The sequence below is a fragment of the Cellulomonas wangsupingiae genome, from assembly GCF_024508275.1.
Lineage (GTDB): Bacteria > Actinomycetota > Actinomycetes > Actinomycetales > Cellulomonadaceae > Cellulomonas > Cellulomonas wangsupingiae.
This window is the reverse complement of the sequence record NZ_CP101989.1, coordinates 1325916-1342824: the sequence shown is the minus strand read 5'-3', so window position 1 is coordinate 1342824 and position 16909 is coordinate 1325916. Positions and strand designations below refer to the sequence as shown.

The 16909-nt window shown below is 71.4% G+C and carries 13 protein-coding genes and 1 pseudogene; 9 read left to right on the top strand and 5 right to left on the bottom strand.

The features are described 5' to 3' along the window. Window positions 1-505: 505 nt before the first annotated feature. Window positions 506-1222: a hypothetical protein gene (locus NP075_RS06240; RefSeq protein ID WP_227564513.1), complete on the bottom strand. Its 717-nt coding sequence runs from the start codon at window positions 1220-1222 to the stop codon at window positions 506-508. 50 nt (window positions 1223-1272) lie between these two features. On the opposite strand from NP075_RS06240, the gene NP075_RS06235 reads away from it, so the two are divergent. The 5 genes from NP075_RS06235 to NP075_RS06215 are packed head-to-tail and all read left to right on the top strand — an operon-like array spanning window position 1273 to window position 5366. Then, a complete protein-coding gene (locus NP075_RS06235; RefSeq protein ID WP_227564514.1) occupies window positions 1273-1983 on the top strand; it encodes a dCTP deaminase/dUTPase family protein in 711 nt (236 codons plus the stop codon). Then, complete coding sequence (locus tag NP075_RS06230) at window positions 1980-3266, top strand: MFS transporter (protein WP_348519252.1); 1287 nt, start codon at window positions 1980-1982, stop codon at window positions 3264-3266. Before NP075_RS06235 ends, NP075_RS06230 begins: the two co-directional genes overlap by 4 nt. Next, a complete protein-coding gene (locus tag NP075_RS06225) occupies window positions 3256-4353 on the top strand; it encodes a DNA glycosylase AlkZ-like family protein (protein WP_227564516.1) in 1098 nt (365 codons plus the stop codon). Before NP075_RS06230 ends, NP075_RS06225 begins: the two co-directional genes overlap by 11 nt. Continuing rightward, a complete protein-coding gene (locus NP075_RS06220) occupies window positions 4346-4807 on the top strand; it encodes a hypothetical protein (protein ID WP_227564517.1) in 462 nt (153 codons plus the stop codon). Before NP075_RS06225 ends, NP075_RS06220 begins: the two co-directional genes overlap by 8 nt. 46 nt (window positions 4808-4853) lie before the next feature. Next, complete coding sequence (locus NP075_RS06215) at window positions 4854-5366, top strand: thiamine pyrophosphate-dependent enzyme (RefSeq protein WP_227564518.1); 513 nt, start codon at window positions 4854-4856, stop codon at window positions 5364-5366. 286 nt (window positions 5367-5652) lie between these two features. On the opposite strand, the pseudogene NP075_RS06210 reads toward NP075_RS06215, so the two are convergent. After that, a pseudogene (locus NP075_RS06210) lies at window positions 5653-6045 on the bottom strand (CpaF family protein); the annotation flags it as partial. A gap of 157 nt (window positions 6046-6202) precedes the next feature. Between NP075_RS06210 and NP075_RS06205 the strand changes: the two are divergent. Beyond that, window positions 6203-7111, top strand: coding sequence for an aldose 1-epimerase family protein (locus NP075_RS06205; protein ID WP_227564519.1), 909 nt, complete (start codon window positions 6203-6205; stop codon window positions 7109-7111). 133 nt (window positions 7112-7244) lie between these two features. Here NP075_RS06205 and NP075_RS06200 read toward each other — a convergent pair whose 3' ends face one another. The 3 genes from NP075_RS06200 to NP075_RS06190 all read right to left on the bottom strand — a co-directional run bounded on the left by NP075_RS06200 (window position 7245) and on the right by NP075_RS06190 (window position 10692). Next, window positions 7245-8093 (bottom strand): M15 family metallopeptidase, encoded by an 849-nt coding sequence (locus NP075_RS06200; RefSeq protein WP_227564520.1) that lies wholly within the window; start codon window positions 8091-8093, stop codon window positions 7245-7247. Between the two features lie 236 nt (window positions 8094-8329). Continuing rightward, a complete protein-coding gene (locus tag NP075_RS06195) occupies window positions 8330-9373 on the bottom strand; it encodes a hemolysin family protein (protein ID WP_227564521.1) in 1044 nt (347 codons plus the stop codon). Beyond that, entirely contained in the window at window positions 9373-10692 is a 1320-nt protein-coding gene (locus tag NP075_RS06190; RefSeq protein WP_227564522.1) for a hemolysin family protein, read from the bottom strand. The genes NP075_RS06195 and NP075_RS06190 overlap by 1 nt, the downstream gene beginning before the upstream one ends. Before the next feature lie 253 nt (window positions 10693-10945). On the opposite strand from NP075_RS06190, the gene NP075_RS06185 reads away from it, so the two are divergent. From NP075_RS06185 to NP075_RS06175, 3 genes are all read left to right on the top strand, one after another. Beyond that, window positions 10946-11710: a response regulator transcription factor gene (locus NP075_RS06185; RefSeq protein ID WP_227564523.1), complete on the top strand. Its 765-nt coding sequence runs from the start codon at window positions 10946-10948 to the stop codon at window positions 11708-11710. Next, complete coding sequence (locus NP075_RS06180) at window positions 11707-12819, top strand: HAMP domain-containing sensor histidine kinase (RefSeq protein WP_227564524.1); 1113 nt, start codon at window positions 11707-11709, stop codon at window positions 12817-12819. The genes NP075_RS06185 and NP075_RS06180 overlap by 4 nt, the downstream gene beginning before the upstream one ends. Before the next feature lie 230 nt (window positions 12820-13049). Next, window positions 13050-16820, top strand: coding sequence for a multifunctional oxoglutarate decarboxylase/oxoglutarate dehydrogenase thiamine pyrophosphate-binding subunit/dihydrolipoyllysine-residue succinyltransferase subunit (locus NP075_RS06175; RefSeq protein ID WP_227564525.1), 3771 nt, complete (start codon window positions 13050-13052; stop codon window positions 16818-16820). The last annotated feature ends 89 nt before the right edge of the window (window positions 16821-16909 follow it).

Genomic DNA, 16909 nt, shown 5'->3' with positions numbered 1-16909 from the left:
GACCTGTGATGGGCCGCATGAAACGGAGCCGTCGAGGTCCGACGCCTGGACGTTGCGAGCACGGCCGCTCGACCCGACTTCAGGGTCCGCGAGCGCCTGGCACAGGTGTTCGGCGCAGGCAGGGAGGGCCAAGTAGAACCCTCAAGTCCTACCCAAGTCCGGCGACCCGATCATGTCGGAGTTCGTCGACGTGCAGGCCGATCGGCACTACTCCGGATCCCGAGGCCGACCGAGGGCTGCGGATCCACCTCAAGCGAACAACTCGACGACGCCGTCCATGATGTCGTGGGCGACACCGGCATTTGCGCGCTCGGCGACGGGAGGCTGACCTGGGCCGACCGCAAACACAGCAGTCCGCGCCCCGGCTGCCGCTCCGGTCCCAATAGCCTCACTTCACTTCGGCCTCGACGCATCCGTCGTCGCCACCCTCCTTGCCTCCTGAGGGCGGGGAGTTGTCGCGCCGCCTGGTGATGCAGTCCGATCGCGTCAGGGCCGCGGACCCTTGCTACAGCCCATCTCCATCTGCGCCGCTCGACTCGCGCCCATGTGTCTTCAAGAAGCCGACGACGGTCGCGCCGAGCTCTGTTACTGACCACTCGTTCGTGACGCCCGAATCCCCGAAGGAGAGGCCGTCCCTGCCGTCTCGCGCTGCCACGGTGCCGTTGGCGACGAGAGCGGCTAGGGCGCCTCGATGCACCCGTCGGAGGCCCGGGAGGTCCTGTTCCAGCTGTCCGATCGCAACCCAGGCGTCGCCCGGATCTACGCGGGTCTGTCCACGTGCGTCGTCGAGATGAGCGAGCACAGAGAGATGGGCGGGTTCAAGTCCGAGAGCCACCGAGAGCACGAGGTCAAGGGCGTCCTGCTCATCGGCGGCCTCGTCGGCAACTCGGCGCCCGAGAACCGCGCCCAGGAGCGCGGCACGATCACGACCGGGCCCTGTGATCAGAGCGTCGAGGGCCGCGTACAAGAGCGTAGGCCCGTCGTCCTGCTCGGCAAGCCGCTCGACGACGGTGTCGACGGGCGCACCCGCAGCCAGCTCAAGCGCTCGCGCGAACACTTCCAGCCGCTCGCGGGCGGCCTGGCTCGCCTTGGCGCCGAAGAGCTGCAGCGCCGGAACCGCGGCCCCACCGATAGGTGGCATTCCGCGCGCGACGAGCACTGCATCGGCAGCGACAACAAGCGCACCCGTGACCACCTCTCGCGCACCCATTTCATCCGCCACCCACGAACCGTATCGGGAGCGTCGCTCGGTGACCGACAGATCCTAGCGCCGTGTCGACCTGCACGAAAATGGATGCAGCGTCATCCCGAGCCGCACCGACGGGTCCTAACCTCAAGCTCTCGAAGCACCACACGGACCGGACGGCAGCGCACGACGAAGCCACGCTGCTCGCCCAGCACTTCCGGTACGTCAGACGGGTGCGGTACCCGGAAGCGCGCCCTCCCTGGGTGCTAGGTCAAGAGCTCGGCTGGGTCATCAAGTCCCCGTTGACCGTCACCGTCTCGCCCGTACACGACCTCCAGGTGGACGCCGGCGCCGACCCGAACGAGATCGCCCGGCTGGCCGGGACGTCCGAATTCTGGAGCCGCAGCGGTGGCTTCATCACCGCACCGCGCTCTCCGTGGCTTCGTCTGCACCAGTTCCGGGGCACCTCGGGCGCCTGGGAAGCAATGTTCCTTCCGAACGGAGACGGCTCCGTGGAGTGGCGCCTCGGCTTCTCAGCCAATATCCCGGAGGAGTACCTCCTGCTGACGCAGTCGATAGGCATACCCGGGATCGAAGTCCCGCCGGGCGTTCTCACAGCGCGACAGCTACGACGTAGCATCGGCGCCGGTGGCATCTCGCTGGCATTTCGTCCTACCGGTGACGTCACCATCCAGCGCGGCGACCCGATCGCCAAGCTCGTGCTGCTGCACCGGTCGTCGATCCAGGCGCGCCTCGAACTGGATGAGCCCTCGGACGTTGAAGGAACAGCGCGATGAGACTGCCCGGTGCAGAGCGAGCGGTTCTTGGCGATCCACGAGCGTTGTGGTTGTTCGCGATCATCGTTGTGCGTCGCGTGGCAGGTGCGGCGTTCCCTGTGGCTCTCCTCATCGCCGTCGCCGACGCCCGGGGGCTCGTGATCGCAGCGAGCGTCCAAGCAGTCCGGGTCGCAGTCGCGACATTCAGCACACCGCTCCGTGCGCGGCTCATCGACCGGTTCGGACGGTCTCGCGTCGTGCTGCCGCAGACGATCGTGGCAGCAGTGACACTCGTGATATTCGTCGCGATCGTGGGTGACGACCGAGCGCCGCTCGCGTTGATCTACGTCGCGTGCGCACTCGCAGCAGTGACGCCGGCGGCGGTGGACGCAGTTATCAGGTCTGCGTGGGCCGAGATCGGGCGGACTGAACGCCAGGTCAAGCTGCTTCACAGCGTCGACTCGCTCCTCGAGGAGGCGGGATTCCTGCTCGGACCGGTGTTGGCATCGACGTTGCTGCTCGCGATGTCGCCGCAGCAGGGTCTGTGGGCCGTGACCGCCGCAGCGGTCGTCGGCAGCCTGCTCGTCTTCGCATCGAGCCACTTCCGTACCGCCCTGCGACGTCCACCGGCGGCGAGGCCACGCGTAGCCCAGGGGATGCCGCGCACCTGGCGCACGCGCCTACGCACGGTCGTCGGACCGATCGCTCAACCGTCGCTGCGGCAGATCGTCCTGCCGCTGGTCATGATGGGCGCGAGCTTGGGGTGGCTCGGCCTCCTGGTTCCGCAGGTTGCGACTGCGGCCGCCGGTGGGCTTGATCGCACCGGATACCTCATGGCCGCGATCAGCCTGGGGGGCGTGGTCGGAGGGTTCGGGTACGCGCTGGTCAGGTGGCGAGCGTCGCTGAGCACGCGCCACGCCGTGCTGCTCCTGGCGTTCGCGGCCCCGCTCACGACCGCTGTCATGACGTGGCCGAGCGCCTGGGCACTCGGCGCTGTCCTGGCGGTGAGCGGACTCGCGGTGACGCCCCTGTACATCAACAGCTACCTCATGATCGACGACGGCCTGCCCGAAGAAGTGCGACACGAGGCGAATACCTGGGTTCCCGTGGGCAACAACGTCGGCTACACCATCGGGATCACCGCAGCCGGGTTGCTGACCGCCGTCGCCCCGGGCGCTCAGACGCTCGCTGTCGCACAGTCCGCTCTGGCAGTCGGAACGGTGCTCATCGGCTGCTGGTTGCTGCGCACCGCCCGCTCGGTCACACCGCGTACCGAGGAAATTGCGGCGTCGCATGCGACCTGACATCGGGATACCGGTCGCGCGGGCCCGCGGGTTCGCGGTGGCCGCGCAAGGTCTGCGTGAAGAGGAGTCGAGCACCTTGCCGATCTTGCAGCGCATCGGCTTGCTGCAGATGGACCCGCTCACTCGCGTCGCACGCGCTCATCTGCTGACCTGCGCAGCACGAATGACGGTCCAGGACATCAGCCGCGTCGATCGAGATCTGTGGCCGGCCGATGAGCGCGCCGCAACCTTCGAGACCTACACGCACGCAGCCTGCGCCATGCCGATAGGCGACTGGCCCCTGTTCGAGATCCACCGTTCTCGCGCGCGTGCCCGCGCGGACACGCCACCACCAGAAATGCGGCAGCGGGTCCGCGAGCTGATCGCTGACAGCGAGCACGGGTTGACCATCCGCGAACTGCAACGAGACGACCGCACTGGCGGTGGTTGGGGATGGTCAGCCACCAAGCGCGCAGCCGAGCACATGGTGTGGCGAGGCGAGCTCGCGTCCACGAGTCGCCGGCGGGGCGAGCGCGTCCTGAACCTCGTCGAGCGCGCCGTTCCGACCGAGCAGCTGAACCAGACCCTCACGCCTGACGAGTGCCTCACGGCACTGGCGGAACGTGCTCTAGCAGCGCTCGGTGTCGCCACGACCGAAGAGGTGGCGACGTACTACCACCTGCGTGCCGATCAGGTCGCTGCCACGCTCCGTGGGCGTGGGCACCTGCAAGCCGCAATCGAGGGCTGGCCAGAAGCGGCCTGGGTGACCGAACCCGTGACGACGAGCACCTCGCAGCCTCGACCCCGGCTGATCGGCCCCTTCGACAACCTCATCAGGGACCGGGCACGGACCCGCCGCCTGTTCGGGTTCGACTACGTGTTCGAGGCGTACAAGCCCGCAGCACGCAGGAAGTACGGCGCCTATGCGCTAGCCGTTCTCGTCGACGACGACCTCGTCGCGCGAGCTGACATCAGCCGGCAAGGTTATTCGCTGACGCTGCAGCAGGTGTTCCCTGAGGTCTCTCGGGACGCGAGCTGGTGCCGACAGCAGGCGGTAGAGGCCGTGGGATCGCTGGCGACGCAGCTCGGGCTGGAGTGCGATGTCTGAACGCTGGCCCTTCAGCCACCACGTCCTTGTGCCGTGCTCGTTGCTCGCGGCGCTGGACGTGCTGAAGGCCCCGGTCGACACTGTGCACGCAGCCCGCGAAGAGGAAGCGATCGCCATCGGATGCGGACTCGTGCTCGGCGGCGGGGCACCTCTGGTGGCGATGCAGAACTCCGGGCTGGCCAGCGCGCTCAACACCCTCGGGTCATTGGCGGTTGCCTACCAGATCGGGGTGTGCCTCCTCGTCTCTGTCCGTGGTGACGAAGCCGACTCGAACCCCGCGCAACGACCGGTAGGACGCGCCACTCGAGCGCTCCTCGACAGCCTTGACGTTCCTCACTCGACCGCCAAGCACCCAGCGGACCTGTGGATGCTCCTGCCTGACGCAGCGCGATCCGCCGCTAGAGATCGACGGCCGCACGCCGTCCTGATCGACAGAGAGGTCGTCGATGCTTGATCGCGCGAGGCTCCTCGAGGCCCTCCGTCGGGCGCACCCAGAAGCGGTGATCATCTGCCAGCTGGGCGACGCCACCGAGGAACTCCGGCGAGTAGCCGACGACCCTCGCAATCTGTATCTGCTCGGGTCCATGGGCATGGTGATTCCGGTGGCGCTAGGCATGGCTTTGAGCACCGGCAAACAGGTGGTCGCCGTCGAAGGCGACGGCGGCTGCCTCATGAACCTTGGAGCCCTGACGACCGTCGCTCGCTACGGCCCGAAGCGCCTGTCCATCCTCGTCCTGGACAACGGCTCCTACGGCAGTACCGGGGGGCAGCCGAGCGCCACGAGCACCGGCGCCGATCTCGCCGCGATCGGGCGTGCGTCAGGATTGAAGGAGTCGCGTCAGTTCGATCACGCCGGTTCCGAGGACGCCCTCGTCAACTGGCTCGGCATCTCCGGCGTCAGGCTCGCGGTTGCTCGGACCCGAAGCAGCCCCCCGCCGAGCGAGAGAAGCACGCCCCGGATACTCCCGGTCGAGAACACGGCCAGGCTCACGGCGGCCATCGGTCGAGTCTGAGCTCGGAGGTCGCGGTCATCGCCAGCCTGGGTAGTACGGCACTCGTTCCGCGCGGACGCACGGCACCGATCCTGATCAGCAACTAGAAGCGGTGATCCGTACAGGTTCCGTTGGTCTGACCGGGTGTCTGATACGGCCACCGGACGGAGCGGATACAGGGCGGCGGTGTGGTCGACGATGATTGTGGGTCGACCGATGCTGTGTACGTGCGTGATCAAGGGGCCTGGAGAGCGCTGAAACAGCAGCCCGGATGATGTCTAGAGGGTTCATAGTGTCAGTTGCACGTACTTGACAGGTCGAGCCGCCGCCCGGAGACCTTGAGCATCTGCTCGACGAGGTCGCGCACCTGCGCGTCGGACAGGATGGTCGTGGTCAGCTCCGGCTCACCGCGGCGCGCCACGAAGACCTGCGACGGGGAGTTGATCCAGATCTCCTCGACCTCCTCGTCGTCGAGGTACCGCTGCAGGGGCCCGAGCCCGGCGACGGCGTCGACGACGGCCTTGTGGGCGGCCGCAGTGTCGGCCAGCGCGGGCACCGACCCGATGAGCGAGCGCTCGTCGTAGTCCGCCATCGCGGCGTGGACGAGCGCCACGACGCCCGCGCGGTCCCGCACGGGGTCGACGCCGCGGCGCCGGATGAGCTCGCGGACCTCGCGCTCGAGGATCGCCACGCCGTCCACCGTCACCTCCCGCTCCCGGATGTCGGGTTCGTCCGTTTCGGGCGTCACGCTAGGGCATCACGGGCGGGCACGTGGGCGGTCGTCCACAGGACAGGACCGGGCGCCACGACGCGCCGGTCCCAGGGCTCCCGCGGGCGCACGCGGCTAAGTTGTTCACGTGAACACGCCCCCGCCCACGGGCGACCAGCACGTGCTCCGGCACGGTGAGCAGGTCGCCGTCGTCACCTCCGTCGCCGCCAGCCTGCGCGAGTACCGCGTCGGCGACCGCGACGTCGTCCTGCCCTTCGCGGTCGACTCGATCGCCCCGGCCTTCTCGGGTGCCGTCCTGGCGCCCTGGCCCAACCGGCTGCGCGACGCGACCTACCGGTTCCGCGGCGTCACGTACGAGGTCCCGCTGACCGAGCACGCGCGCCTGACCGCGCTGCACGGCCTGGTGGCGTACGAGCGGTTCACGCCCGTCGCCGTCGCCGAGGACACCGTGACCCTGCGCCACGACCTGGTGCCCACGCCGGGCTACCCCTGGCCCCTGCGCCTGGACGTGACCTACCGCCTCGGCGACGAGGGCCTGACCGTGTCGGTCGCGGCGACGAACCAGGGTGCCGACGTGGCGCCCTACGGCGTCGGGTTCCACCCCTGGCTGTCCCCCGGCCCCGGCCCCGTCGACGCCTGCACGGTGCAGCTCGACGCGGCACGCCGTGTCACGGTCGACGACCGGCTCCTGCCCGTCGGCACGCAGGCCGTCAGCGGCGACTTCGACCTGCGCGCGGGGCGCCCGCTCGAGGGTGTCGCGCTCGACGACGCGTGGGTCGACGTGACGCCCGACGCCGAGGGGCTCACGTGGGCGACGCTCACGGGGGCCGACGGCCGCACGGTCGCCGTGTGGGCCGACGCGACCCTGCCCGCGTGGCAGGTGTGCACGGGCGACGGCATCCCGGGCATCGAGCGGCGCGGCGTCGCGATCGAGCCGATGACCTGCGTCGCGGACGCGTTCCGCACGGGCGAGCTGCTGGTCGAGCTCGACCCCGGGGCGACGCACGAGGTCCGCTGGGGCCTGTCCCTGCGCTGAGCGACGAGCCGGCGGGTCCGCTGCGGCGGGCCCGCCGTCGGCGTCCACGGACGTCGCCGCACGTGGCGGCAGCCGCGTGTCACGCCAGGGTGAGGACCGGGGTCACCGGCAGGTGCTGGTCGTCGCCGACGCGTCAGCCGTAGTACTCGCCGTCCGCCTTGACGCCCTTGGTGTACTCCCAGTGCCACGGCTCGTACGGCCCGGAGCCGCCCCTGACGGCCCAGTTCGGCTGCTCCCAGCCGAACGTCGGGCCGTTGTCGTTCAGCCACTGCCAGCGGGCGCCCGACGTCTCGATCGAGCAGAAGTCCATGGCGAGGCCCCAGCCGTGGTTGCTCTTGCCCGGCGTCGCGGCGAGCCCGCCCTTCTGCGCCTTCACCGACCTCTGCTGCGCCAGCGTGCGGTAGCCCGACACGACGCACAGGTCGGTGCCGAAGCGCGCGACGTGCACCTCGTTCAGCTCGGCCAGGGCGACCGCAGCATCGGCGCGCATCTGGGTGCGGCCGTCCCACAGCGTGCACAGGTCCTCGGTGGCCAGCAGCCCGTTCTCGCCCTCGGCGCGCACCGAGCCGTCGCATCCGGGCAGGGCCGAGCGCTCGGCGTCACGCGAGACGTCGGCCAGCGCGCGCAGCCGGGAGCTGCCGTCGGTGGCGACCAGGGGCGTGGGCGGCAGGTCCGACAGGGGAAGCGCGGTCAGCGCGGTGACGGTCGACGGCAGACCGGCCTGGTCGTGGAGCGGGCCCACGACGATGTCGCCGTCGGCCATGCCCTCGGCGACGGGGACGATCACCGTGACGCCCACGAGCGCGGCCAGGACGCCGACGCGGCCGAGCGCGGTGGTCGAGCGCCGGCGGCGGGGCTCCGGGCGTGCGGGCAGCCGGCCGGCGGGAAGGGAGGGTGCGGGGCGCGGGACCGCGGGGGCGGACGGCGAGTCAGCGCGCGACGGGCGCACGCGTGTCGTCGACTCCGCTCGGTGGGATCCCACTACGCCTCCGCTTACTTGTCCCGCTCGTCCATCGGCTCCCCCCGATGCGGTCACGAAACCATAACGGCACCGGACCACCCTCTCCAAGACCCACGAACGTCACAGAGGGGCTGCGAATCGGACACAGGGCGAGACACGCCGGACGACACGCCGTACCTTCACGTCTTCTCCACCCACGCGCATCCACGTGGCGCCCGCCGGGTGACGTCAGGGAGGTGCACTGCACCCCGAGCCCGTCACCTCAGCTGGCCCCGCTGCATCGCGTCGCGAACCTCACCGACGAGCTCCTCCAGGATGTCCTCCAGGAACACCACGCCCGCGGTCCGGCCGTCCTCGTCCACCCGTGCCAGGTGCGACCCGGAGCGCTGCATCGCCTCGAGCGCGGTCTCCACCTCGTCCTGCGGCGTGACGACCGCCAGCGTCCGCACGCGCCACGACGGCACCGGCAGCCGGCGCGAGGAGTCGTCGGCGTACAGCACGTCCTTGATGTGCAGGTACCCGGTCGGCCGGCCGTCGCCGTCCACGACGACGAACCGGCTGAAGCCCGTGCGGGCCACGAGGTGCTCGATGTCGTCGGGCGTGCTCTCGCCGTCCACGGTGACCAGGTCGTCGACGGGGACCATGACCTCGGCCGCCGTGCGGTCGGAGAACTCGATCGCACCCGACAGCAGCCCTTGCTCGTCGGCCAGCAGCCCCTCCGCCTGCGAGCGCTCGACGATGGACTGCACCTCCTGAGCCGTGAACGCCGACGCCACCTCGTCCTGCGGCTCCACCCGGAAGGCGCGCAGCACGTGGTTCGCGAGCCAGTTCAGGGCCACGATCACCGGCCGCAGCACCCGCGCGACCCACACCAGCGGCGGCCCGAACAGCAGCACCGCGCGGTCGGGCCCGGCCACGGCGAGGTTCTTCGGGACCATCTCCCCCAGCACCACGTGCAGGTAGACCACGATCAGCAGCGCGACGACGAACGCGATCGGGTGCGTCAGCGCCGACGGCACGCCGAGCGCGTGCAGGGGCGCCTCGATGAGGTGGGCGATCGCGGGCTCGGCGACGAGCCCGAGGCTGGTCGAGCAGACCGTGATGCCGAGCTGGGCCGCCGCGAGCATGAGCGACACGTGCTCCATCGCCCACAGCACGGTGACCGCCCGCCGGTCCCCGGCCTCGGCCAGCGGCTCCACCGACGAGCGCCGCGCCGACATCAGCGCGAACTCCGCGCCGACGAAGAAGGCGTTGGCCGCGAGCAGCACCACGGCGAGCACGAGCGCGAGCGTGCTGTCCATCAGGCGTCACCCGCCTCGTCGTGGGGCAGCTCGCTGACCCGCACGCGCTCGACCCGGCGACCGTCCATGCGCTCGACCTGCACCCGCAGCCGCCCCTCGACGACCACGTCACCCTCGGTGGGCACGCGGCCGAGGCGGGCCATGAGCAGGCCGCCGACGGTCTCCCACGGGCCGTCCTCGGGCAGGCGCAGCGCGGTGGCCTCGTGCAGCTCGTCCGGGCGCAGGACGCCGGGCAGCAGCCACGAGCCGTCGAGCTGGCGCGCGAGCGTGCCGCGCGTGCGGTCGTGCTCGTCCGCGACCTCCCCGACGAGCTCCTCGACGACGTCCTCGAGCGTCACCGCACCCGACGTGCCCCCGTACTCGTCGACGACGAGGGCCATCTGCATGCCCTGCGCCCGCAGGTCGACCAGCAGCGGGCCGAGGCCCACCGTCTCGGGGACCCGGGGCGCCTCGACCATCAGCGCGGCGGCCGGCACCTCGCTGCGCCGTTCGTACGGGACCGCCATGGCCTTGCGCAGGTGCACCAGCCCCACCACGTCGTCCACGGAGTCGCCGATCACCGGGAACCGCGAGTGCCCGGTCTGCCGGGCCAGCGACATGACGTCGGCCGCGGAGTCGTCACGCCGCACGACCACCAGGCGGGTGCGGTCCGTCATGACGTCCACCGCGGTGAGCGTCGAGAAGTCGATGGAGTTGGTCAGCAGCGTCGCCGTCGCCTGGTCGAGGGTGCCCTGCTCGGCGGAGCGCCGCACGAGGGAGGCCAGCTCGGCCGGCGAGCGGGCCCCCGACAGCTCCTCGCGCGGCTCGACGCCGACGCGCCGCAGCAGCCCGTTCGCGGTGCCGTTGGTCACGGCGATCACCGGCCGCAGCGCGGTGGTGAAGCCGAGCTGCAGCGGCGCGACGACGCGTGCGGTGCCCAGCGGGCGCGCGATCGCGAAGTTCTTGGGCACCAGCTCGCCGAAGAGCATCGAGAACCCGTTGACCAGCACCAGCGCGAGCACGGCGGCGAGCGCACCGGCGACGGCGCGGTCCACCCCCGTCGACCCCAGGGGCACGCCGAGCAGCCGGACGACGGCCGGCTGCGTGGTGTACCCCAGCAGGACTGTCGTCACGGTGATCCCGACCTGGGCGCCCGACAGCTGCGTGGACAGCCGGCGCAGCGCGCGGAGCACCGAGCCGCCGCGCGCGTCGGCGGGGTCGGTCTGCCGCTCGACGAGGCCCGGGTCGAGCGTGACGAGGGCGAACTCGGCCGCGACGAAGACCGCGGTGCCCGCCGTGAGCAGCACGCCGAGCCCGACGAGCAGCCAGTCGGTCAGCACGCGGGCTCCTCGGGTGAGGCGGCACGCACGCGGGACGAGGAGCGGGGCGAGGGTGGGCCGGCGGTCGCGCGTCCTGCGGGGTCCTGGGCCTGGCCGCGGCCCGCACGCACGGGGCGGGGGTCGCGGACGGAGGAGGAAGCGCGGTGCCGGCAGCGACTTGAGCTGCTCATGGTGGTCACATCCTACGGACACGCGGCGGACCTGCCGAGGGCTCACCGGGCCCCGCCCGGCGGGTCTGTGCCACCCTGGCCACATGGTCACCAACGTCTCGCGCCCGGGTGCCACGACCGTGCTCGTGGTGGAGGACGAGCCGGCCATCGCCCAGGCGATCGTGCACCGGCTCTCGGCAGAGGGGTGGACCGTCGAGGCCGTCGGTGACGGCCACGCCGGCGTCGCCGCGGCCGCGCGGCTGCAACCCGACGTCGTCGTGCTCGACGTCATGCTGCCGGGGATCGACGGCCTCGAGGTCTGCCGCCAGATCCAGGCCGCGCGCCCGGTGCCGGTCCTCATGCTCACGGCGCGCGACGACGAGACCGACATGCTCGTCGGGCTCGGCGTCGGCGCGGACGACTACATGACCAAGCCGTTCTCGATGCGCGAGCTCGTCGCGCGCACCAAGGTGCTGCTGCGCCGCACCGAGCGGGCCGCCCGGGCGGCCGAGCTGGCCACGGTGCAGCAGCCCGATCCCCCGCTGGTCGTCGGCGACGTGACGATCGACAGCGCGCAGCGCCGTGTGCAGCGCGCGGGCAACGAGGTGCACCTGACGCCCACCGAGTTCGACCTGCTGCTGACGCTGGCGTCGTCGCCCCGCACGGTCCTGACGCGCGAGCGGCTGCTGGCGGACGTCTGGGACTGGGTCGACGCCAGCGGCACCCGCACCGTCGACTCCCACATCAAGGCGCTGCGCCGCAAGCTCGGACCCGACCTCATCCGCACCGTGCACGGCGTCGGCTACGCCTACGAGCCCGCCGGGGACGCGCCCTCGGACGACGACGGCGGCGCGGACGACGAGCAGTGACCTCCCCCACGGAGCCGCCGGCACGCCACGCCCGCAGCGGCGAGCGCTGGCACCTGCCGGACGTGCGGCCGCTCGACCCGCTGCGCAGCATCAAGATCAAGCTGGGCGTGCTGGTCGCCGCGACCGTCACGCTCGCCGCGTTCGTCATCTGGGTCGGCTACGGGCGCGCGCTCGGCCCCAGCCGGACGCTGCCGCTGGCGATCGTCCTCTCGCTGATCGTCACCCAGGTCCTGGCGCGCGGCATGACGTCGCCGCTGCGGGAGATGACCGAGGCGGCCCGCGCCATGGCGGGCGGCGACTACAGCCGGCGCGTCCGCTCGACGAGCCGCGACGAGGTCGGTCAGCTCGCCGAGGCGTTCAACACGATGGCCGACGACCTGCAGCAGCTCGACACGTTCCGCCGCGAGCTCGTGGCGAACGTGTCGCACGAGCTGCGCACACCGGTCACCGCGCTGCAGGCGCAGCTCGAGAACATGGTCGACGGGGTCAGCGAGCCGGACCCCGCGACGCTCGCCACGGCCCTCGCGCAGACCGAGCGGCTGTCGCGGCTCGTGTCGTCCCTGCTGGACCTGTCGCGGGTGGAGGCCGGGGCGATCGCGCTGCGGATCCAGGACGTGGACCTGTCCGAGCTCCTGCAGCAGGCGGCAGACGAGGCCACGCTCGTCGGGGCGGACAAGCGGCTGCGGTTCGAGGTCGACGTCCGGCCCACCGACCTCACGGTCCCCGCGGACCCCGAGCGCCTGCACCAGGTCGTGGCGAACCTCCTGCAGAACGCCGCACGGCACTCGCCGCCGGACGACGAGGTCCAGGTGGTCGCGCGGCGCAACGGGCGGGACGTGCAGATCGACGTGGTGGACCACGGCCCCGGGATCGCGCGCGAGCAGCGCGCCCACGTCTTCGAACGCTTCGTGCGGGGCAACACCCCCGCCCTCACCGGCCAGGGGTCGACCGGCGGCACGGGGCTCGGACTGGCCATCGTGCGGTGGGCCGTCGAGCTGCACGGGGGCTCCGTGCAGGTGGCCGACACCCCGACGGGCTGCACCATGCGCGTGCGGCTGCCCGCCACCGCGCCACCCGCGTCGGACCACGCGTCCGCGGGCGGGCGGTGACCGGACGGAACCGGGGCGCGGACCTGCGCACGACCAGGGCTTGAGGCCCCGCGCACGCGCGCTTTCCCGGGTGTTGACCGCAACCCCCCGGCGGGGTGAAGAGGCTGCGCAGATCGCCGCGCCCTGCCCGCCGCACGAGGCCCCGGACCCGTTCGACCCCGTAGTGTTGTCGTCAACAGAACTGGCGATGGCGCGGTCGCTGCACCGCACCGGAAGTGGGCGATCCCAGCGTGACGCAGAACGCGCAGTCCGACTCCACCCGTGCCGACTTCGGCGCGAACGAGTGGCTGGTCGACGAGCTGTACGAGCAGTACCAGAAGGACCGGAACGCGGTGGACCCCGCGTGGTGGGACTTCTTCGAGGGCTACCGGCCCGAGACGACGGGTGCTGCGACGAACGGTGACGTCGGCCGCGCGGCCCCGCCGGGCGCCGTCACGACGGCCCCCGAGCCCGAACCTCCGGCCGCTGCGCCGTCGGCCACCCCGGCACCGGCGCCCGCCGCCGACGCCCCGGCGCCCGTCACGGCCACCGTCGACGTGCCACCCTCCCCCGTCGCGACGGCGCAGCCCGCCACCGCGCCGTACGCGGAGGTCGCGACCCGGCGGACGGACGACGACGGCGTGCAGCCCGTGGACGACGTCCAGAAGCTGCGCGGCCCCGCGGCTCGCGTCGTCACCAACATGGAGGCCTCGCTCGAGGTCCCGACGGCCACGTCGGTGCGCGCGGTGCCGGCCAAGCTCATGGTCGACAACCGCATCGTCGTCAACAACCACCTCTCGCGCGGCCGCGGCGGCAAGGTCTCCTTCACGCACCTCATCGGCTTCGCGCTGGTCGAGGCCGTGCGCGAGATGCCGGCGATGAACTCGTCGTACACGCTCGTCGACGGCAAGCCCGGCGTCCTGGCCCCCGCGCACGTCAACCTCGGTCTCGCGATCGACCTCGCCAAGCCCGACGGCACCCGCCAGCTGCTGGTGCCGTCGATCAAGAAGGCCGAGACCCTCGACTTCGCGCAGTTCTGGACCGCGTACGAGGACGTGGTGCGCCGTGCTCGCAACAACAAGCTGACGGTCGAGGACTTCGCCGGCACGACGATCTCGCTGACCAACCCCGGCACGATCGGCACGGTGCACTCCGTGCCGCGCCTCATGCAGGGGCAGGGCGCGATCATCGGCGTCGGCGCCATGGACTACCCCGCGGAGTTCGCCGGCACGTCCGACGAGCAGCTCAACCGCATGGGTGTCTCGAAGGTCCTGACGGTCACCTCGACGTACGACCACCGGATCATCCAGGGCGCGCAGTCGGGCGACTTCCTGCGGATCCTGTCGCGCAAGCTCCTCGGCGAGGACGGCTTCTACGACCGTGTCTTCGCGGCCCTGCGCGTGCCGTACGAGCCCGTGCGCTGGGTGCGCGACGCGAACCACGACCCGGACGCCGAGGCGATCAAGCCCGCACGCGTGGCCGAGCTGATCCACGCCTACCGCTCGCGCGGCCACCTCATGGCGGACACGGACCCGCTGGCCTACCGCCAGCGCAAGCACCCGGACCTGGACGTGCAGAACCACGGCCTGACGCTGTGGGACCTGGACCGCACGTTCCCGACCGGCGGCTTCACCGGGAAGACCCGCGCGACGCTGCGTGACGTCCTGGGGCTGCTGCGCGACTCGTACTGCCGGACCGTCGGCGCCGAGTACATGCACCTGCAGGACCCGCGGCAGCGCCGGTGGCTCCAGGAGCGGCTCGAGGCGGGCTACGCCCGCACGCCGCGCGAGGACCAGCTGCGCATCCTGCGCCGGCTCAACGCCGCCGAGGCGTTCGAGACGTTCCTGCAGACCAAGTACGTGGGCCAGAAGCGCTTCTCGCTCGAGGGCGGCGAGTCGCTCATCCCGCTGCTCGACGCGATCCTGTCGCGCGCCGCCGACGGCGGCCTCGACGAGGTCGGCATCGGCATGGCGCACCGCGGCCGGCTCAACGTGCTGGCCAACATCGCGGGCAAGTCCTACGGGCAGATCTTCAGCGAGTTCGAGGGCAACCAGGACCCGAAGTCGGTGCAGGGTTCGGGCGACGTGAAGTACCACCTCGGGACCGAGGGCGTGTTCACGGCGGAGTCGGGTGCGACGACCGCGGTGTACCTGGCGGCGAACCCGTCGCACCTGGAGGCCGTCGACCCGGTGCTCGAGGGCATCGTGCGCGCCAAGCAGGACCGCATCGACCTCGGCGGCGACGGCTTCTCGGTGCTGCCGATCCTCATCCACGGCGACGCGGCCTTCGCGGGCCAGGGCGTGGTGTTCGAGACCCTGAACCTGGCGCAGCTGCGCGGGTACCGCACGGGCGGCACGATCCACGTGATCGTCAACAACCAGGTCGGCTTCACCACCGGCCCGTCGTCCTCGCGCTCCTCGCAGTACGCCACGGACGTGGCCAAGGGCCTGCAGGTGCCGATCTTCCACGTCAACGGGGACGACCCCGAGGCCGTGGTGCGGGTGGCCGAGCTGGCGTTCGAGTACCGCGAGCAGTTCGACCGCGACGTCATCATCGACATGGTCTGCTACCGCCGTCGTGGTCACAACGAGGGCGACGACCCGTCGATGACGCAGCCGCTGATGTACAACCTCATCGAGGCGAAGCGCTCGGTGCGCAAGATCTACACCGAGACGCTGGTGGCGCGCGGCGACATCACGATCGAGGAGGCCGAGCAGGCCCTGCGCGACTACCAGTCGCAGCTCGAGCGGGTGTTCACCGAGACGCGCGAGGACGGCTGGACCCCGCCGCCCACGGACGTCGAGACCGTCGCCGGCCTGGAGCGCCCGGAGTCCCAGCTCGAGGACGCCGGCATGATGGTCGGCTGGCAGACGGCGGTGCCGGCCTCGGTCCTGCAGCGCATCGGGCAGGCGCACGTGAGCCCGCCCGAGGGCTTCACCGTCCACCCCAAGCTCGCCCAGCTGCTCGCCAGGCGCGACACCATGAGCCGCGAGGGCGGGATCGACTGGGGCTACGGGGAGATCCTCGCGTTCGGGTCGCTGCTCATCGAGGGCACGCCGGTGCGGCTCGCGGGCCAGGACTCGCGTCGCGGGACGTTCGTGCAGCGCCACGCCGTCCTGCACGACCGCGAGACGGGTGCGGAGTGGACCCCGCTGCTGTACCTGTCGAGCGACCAGGCGAAGTTCTGGGTCTACGACTCCTCGCTCTCCGAGTACGCGGCCCTCGGGTTCGAGTACGGGTACTCCGTCGAGCGTCCCGACGCGCTGGTGCTGTGGGAGGCGCAGTTCGGCGACTTCGTCAACGGCGCGCAGACGGTCATCGACGAGTTCATCTCCTCCGCGCAGCAGAAGTGGGCGCAGCGCTCGTCGGTCGTCCTGCTGCTCCCCCACGGCTACGAGGGCCAGGGGCCCGACCACTCGTCGGCCCGCATCGAGCGGTTCCTGCAGCTCGCCGCCGAGGACAACATGACGATCGCGCAGCCGTCGACGCCGGCGTCGCACTTCCACCTCTTGCGTCGCCAGGCGTACCAGCGGCCGCGCCGTCCCCTCGTGGTGTTCACGCCCAAGTCGATGCTGCGGCTGAAGACGGCGACGTCGGACGTCCAGGACTTCACGTCGGGGACGTTCCGCACGGTGGTCGGCGACGACCTGGCGGCGGCCAAGGCCGACCAGGTGACGCGTGTGCTGCTGTGCTCGGGCAAGGTCTACTGGGACCTCCTCGCGCACCGGGTCTCCTCCGGGGACCAGCAGACGGCGATCGTGCGGTTCGAGCAGCTGTACCCGTTCGAGCCGGACGAGATCCGTCGCGCGCTGGCACCGTTCGGCGACGCCGAGCTCATGTGGGTGCAGGACGAGCCCCGCAACCAGGGGCCGTGGACGTTCGTGTCGACGCACCTGCCGCCGATCGTCGGGCGCGACCTGCAGGTCGTGTCGCGCCCCGAGTCCGCGTCGCCGGCGGCGGGCTCGGCCAAGAAGCACGCCGCGGAGCAGAAGGCACTCGTCGAGGGCGCCTTCCAGCGCTGAGCCACGGCCGCGGGGCCGGATCGACCTCTCACGTGGGAGGACGGTCCGGCCCCGTCGCCGTCCGTGGCCGGCCGGCCGGCCGCGTCAGG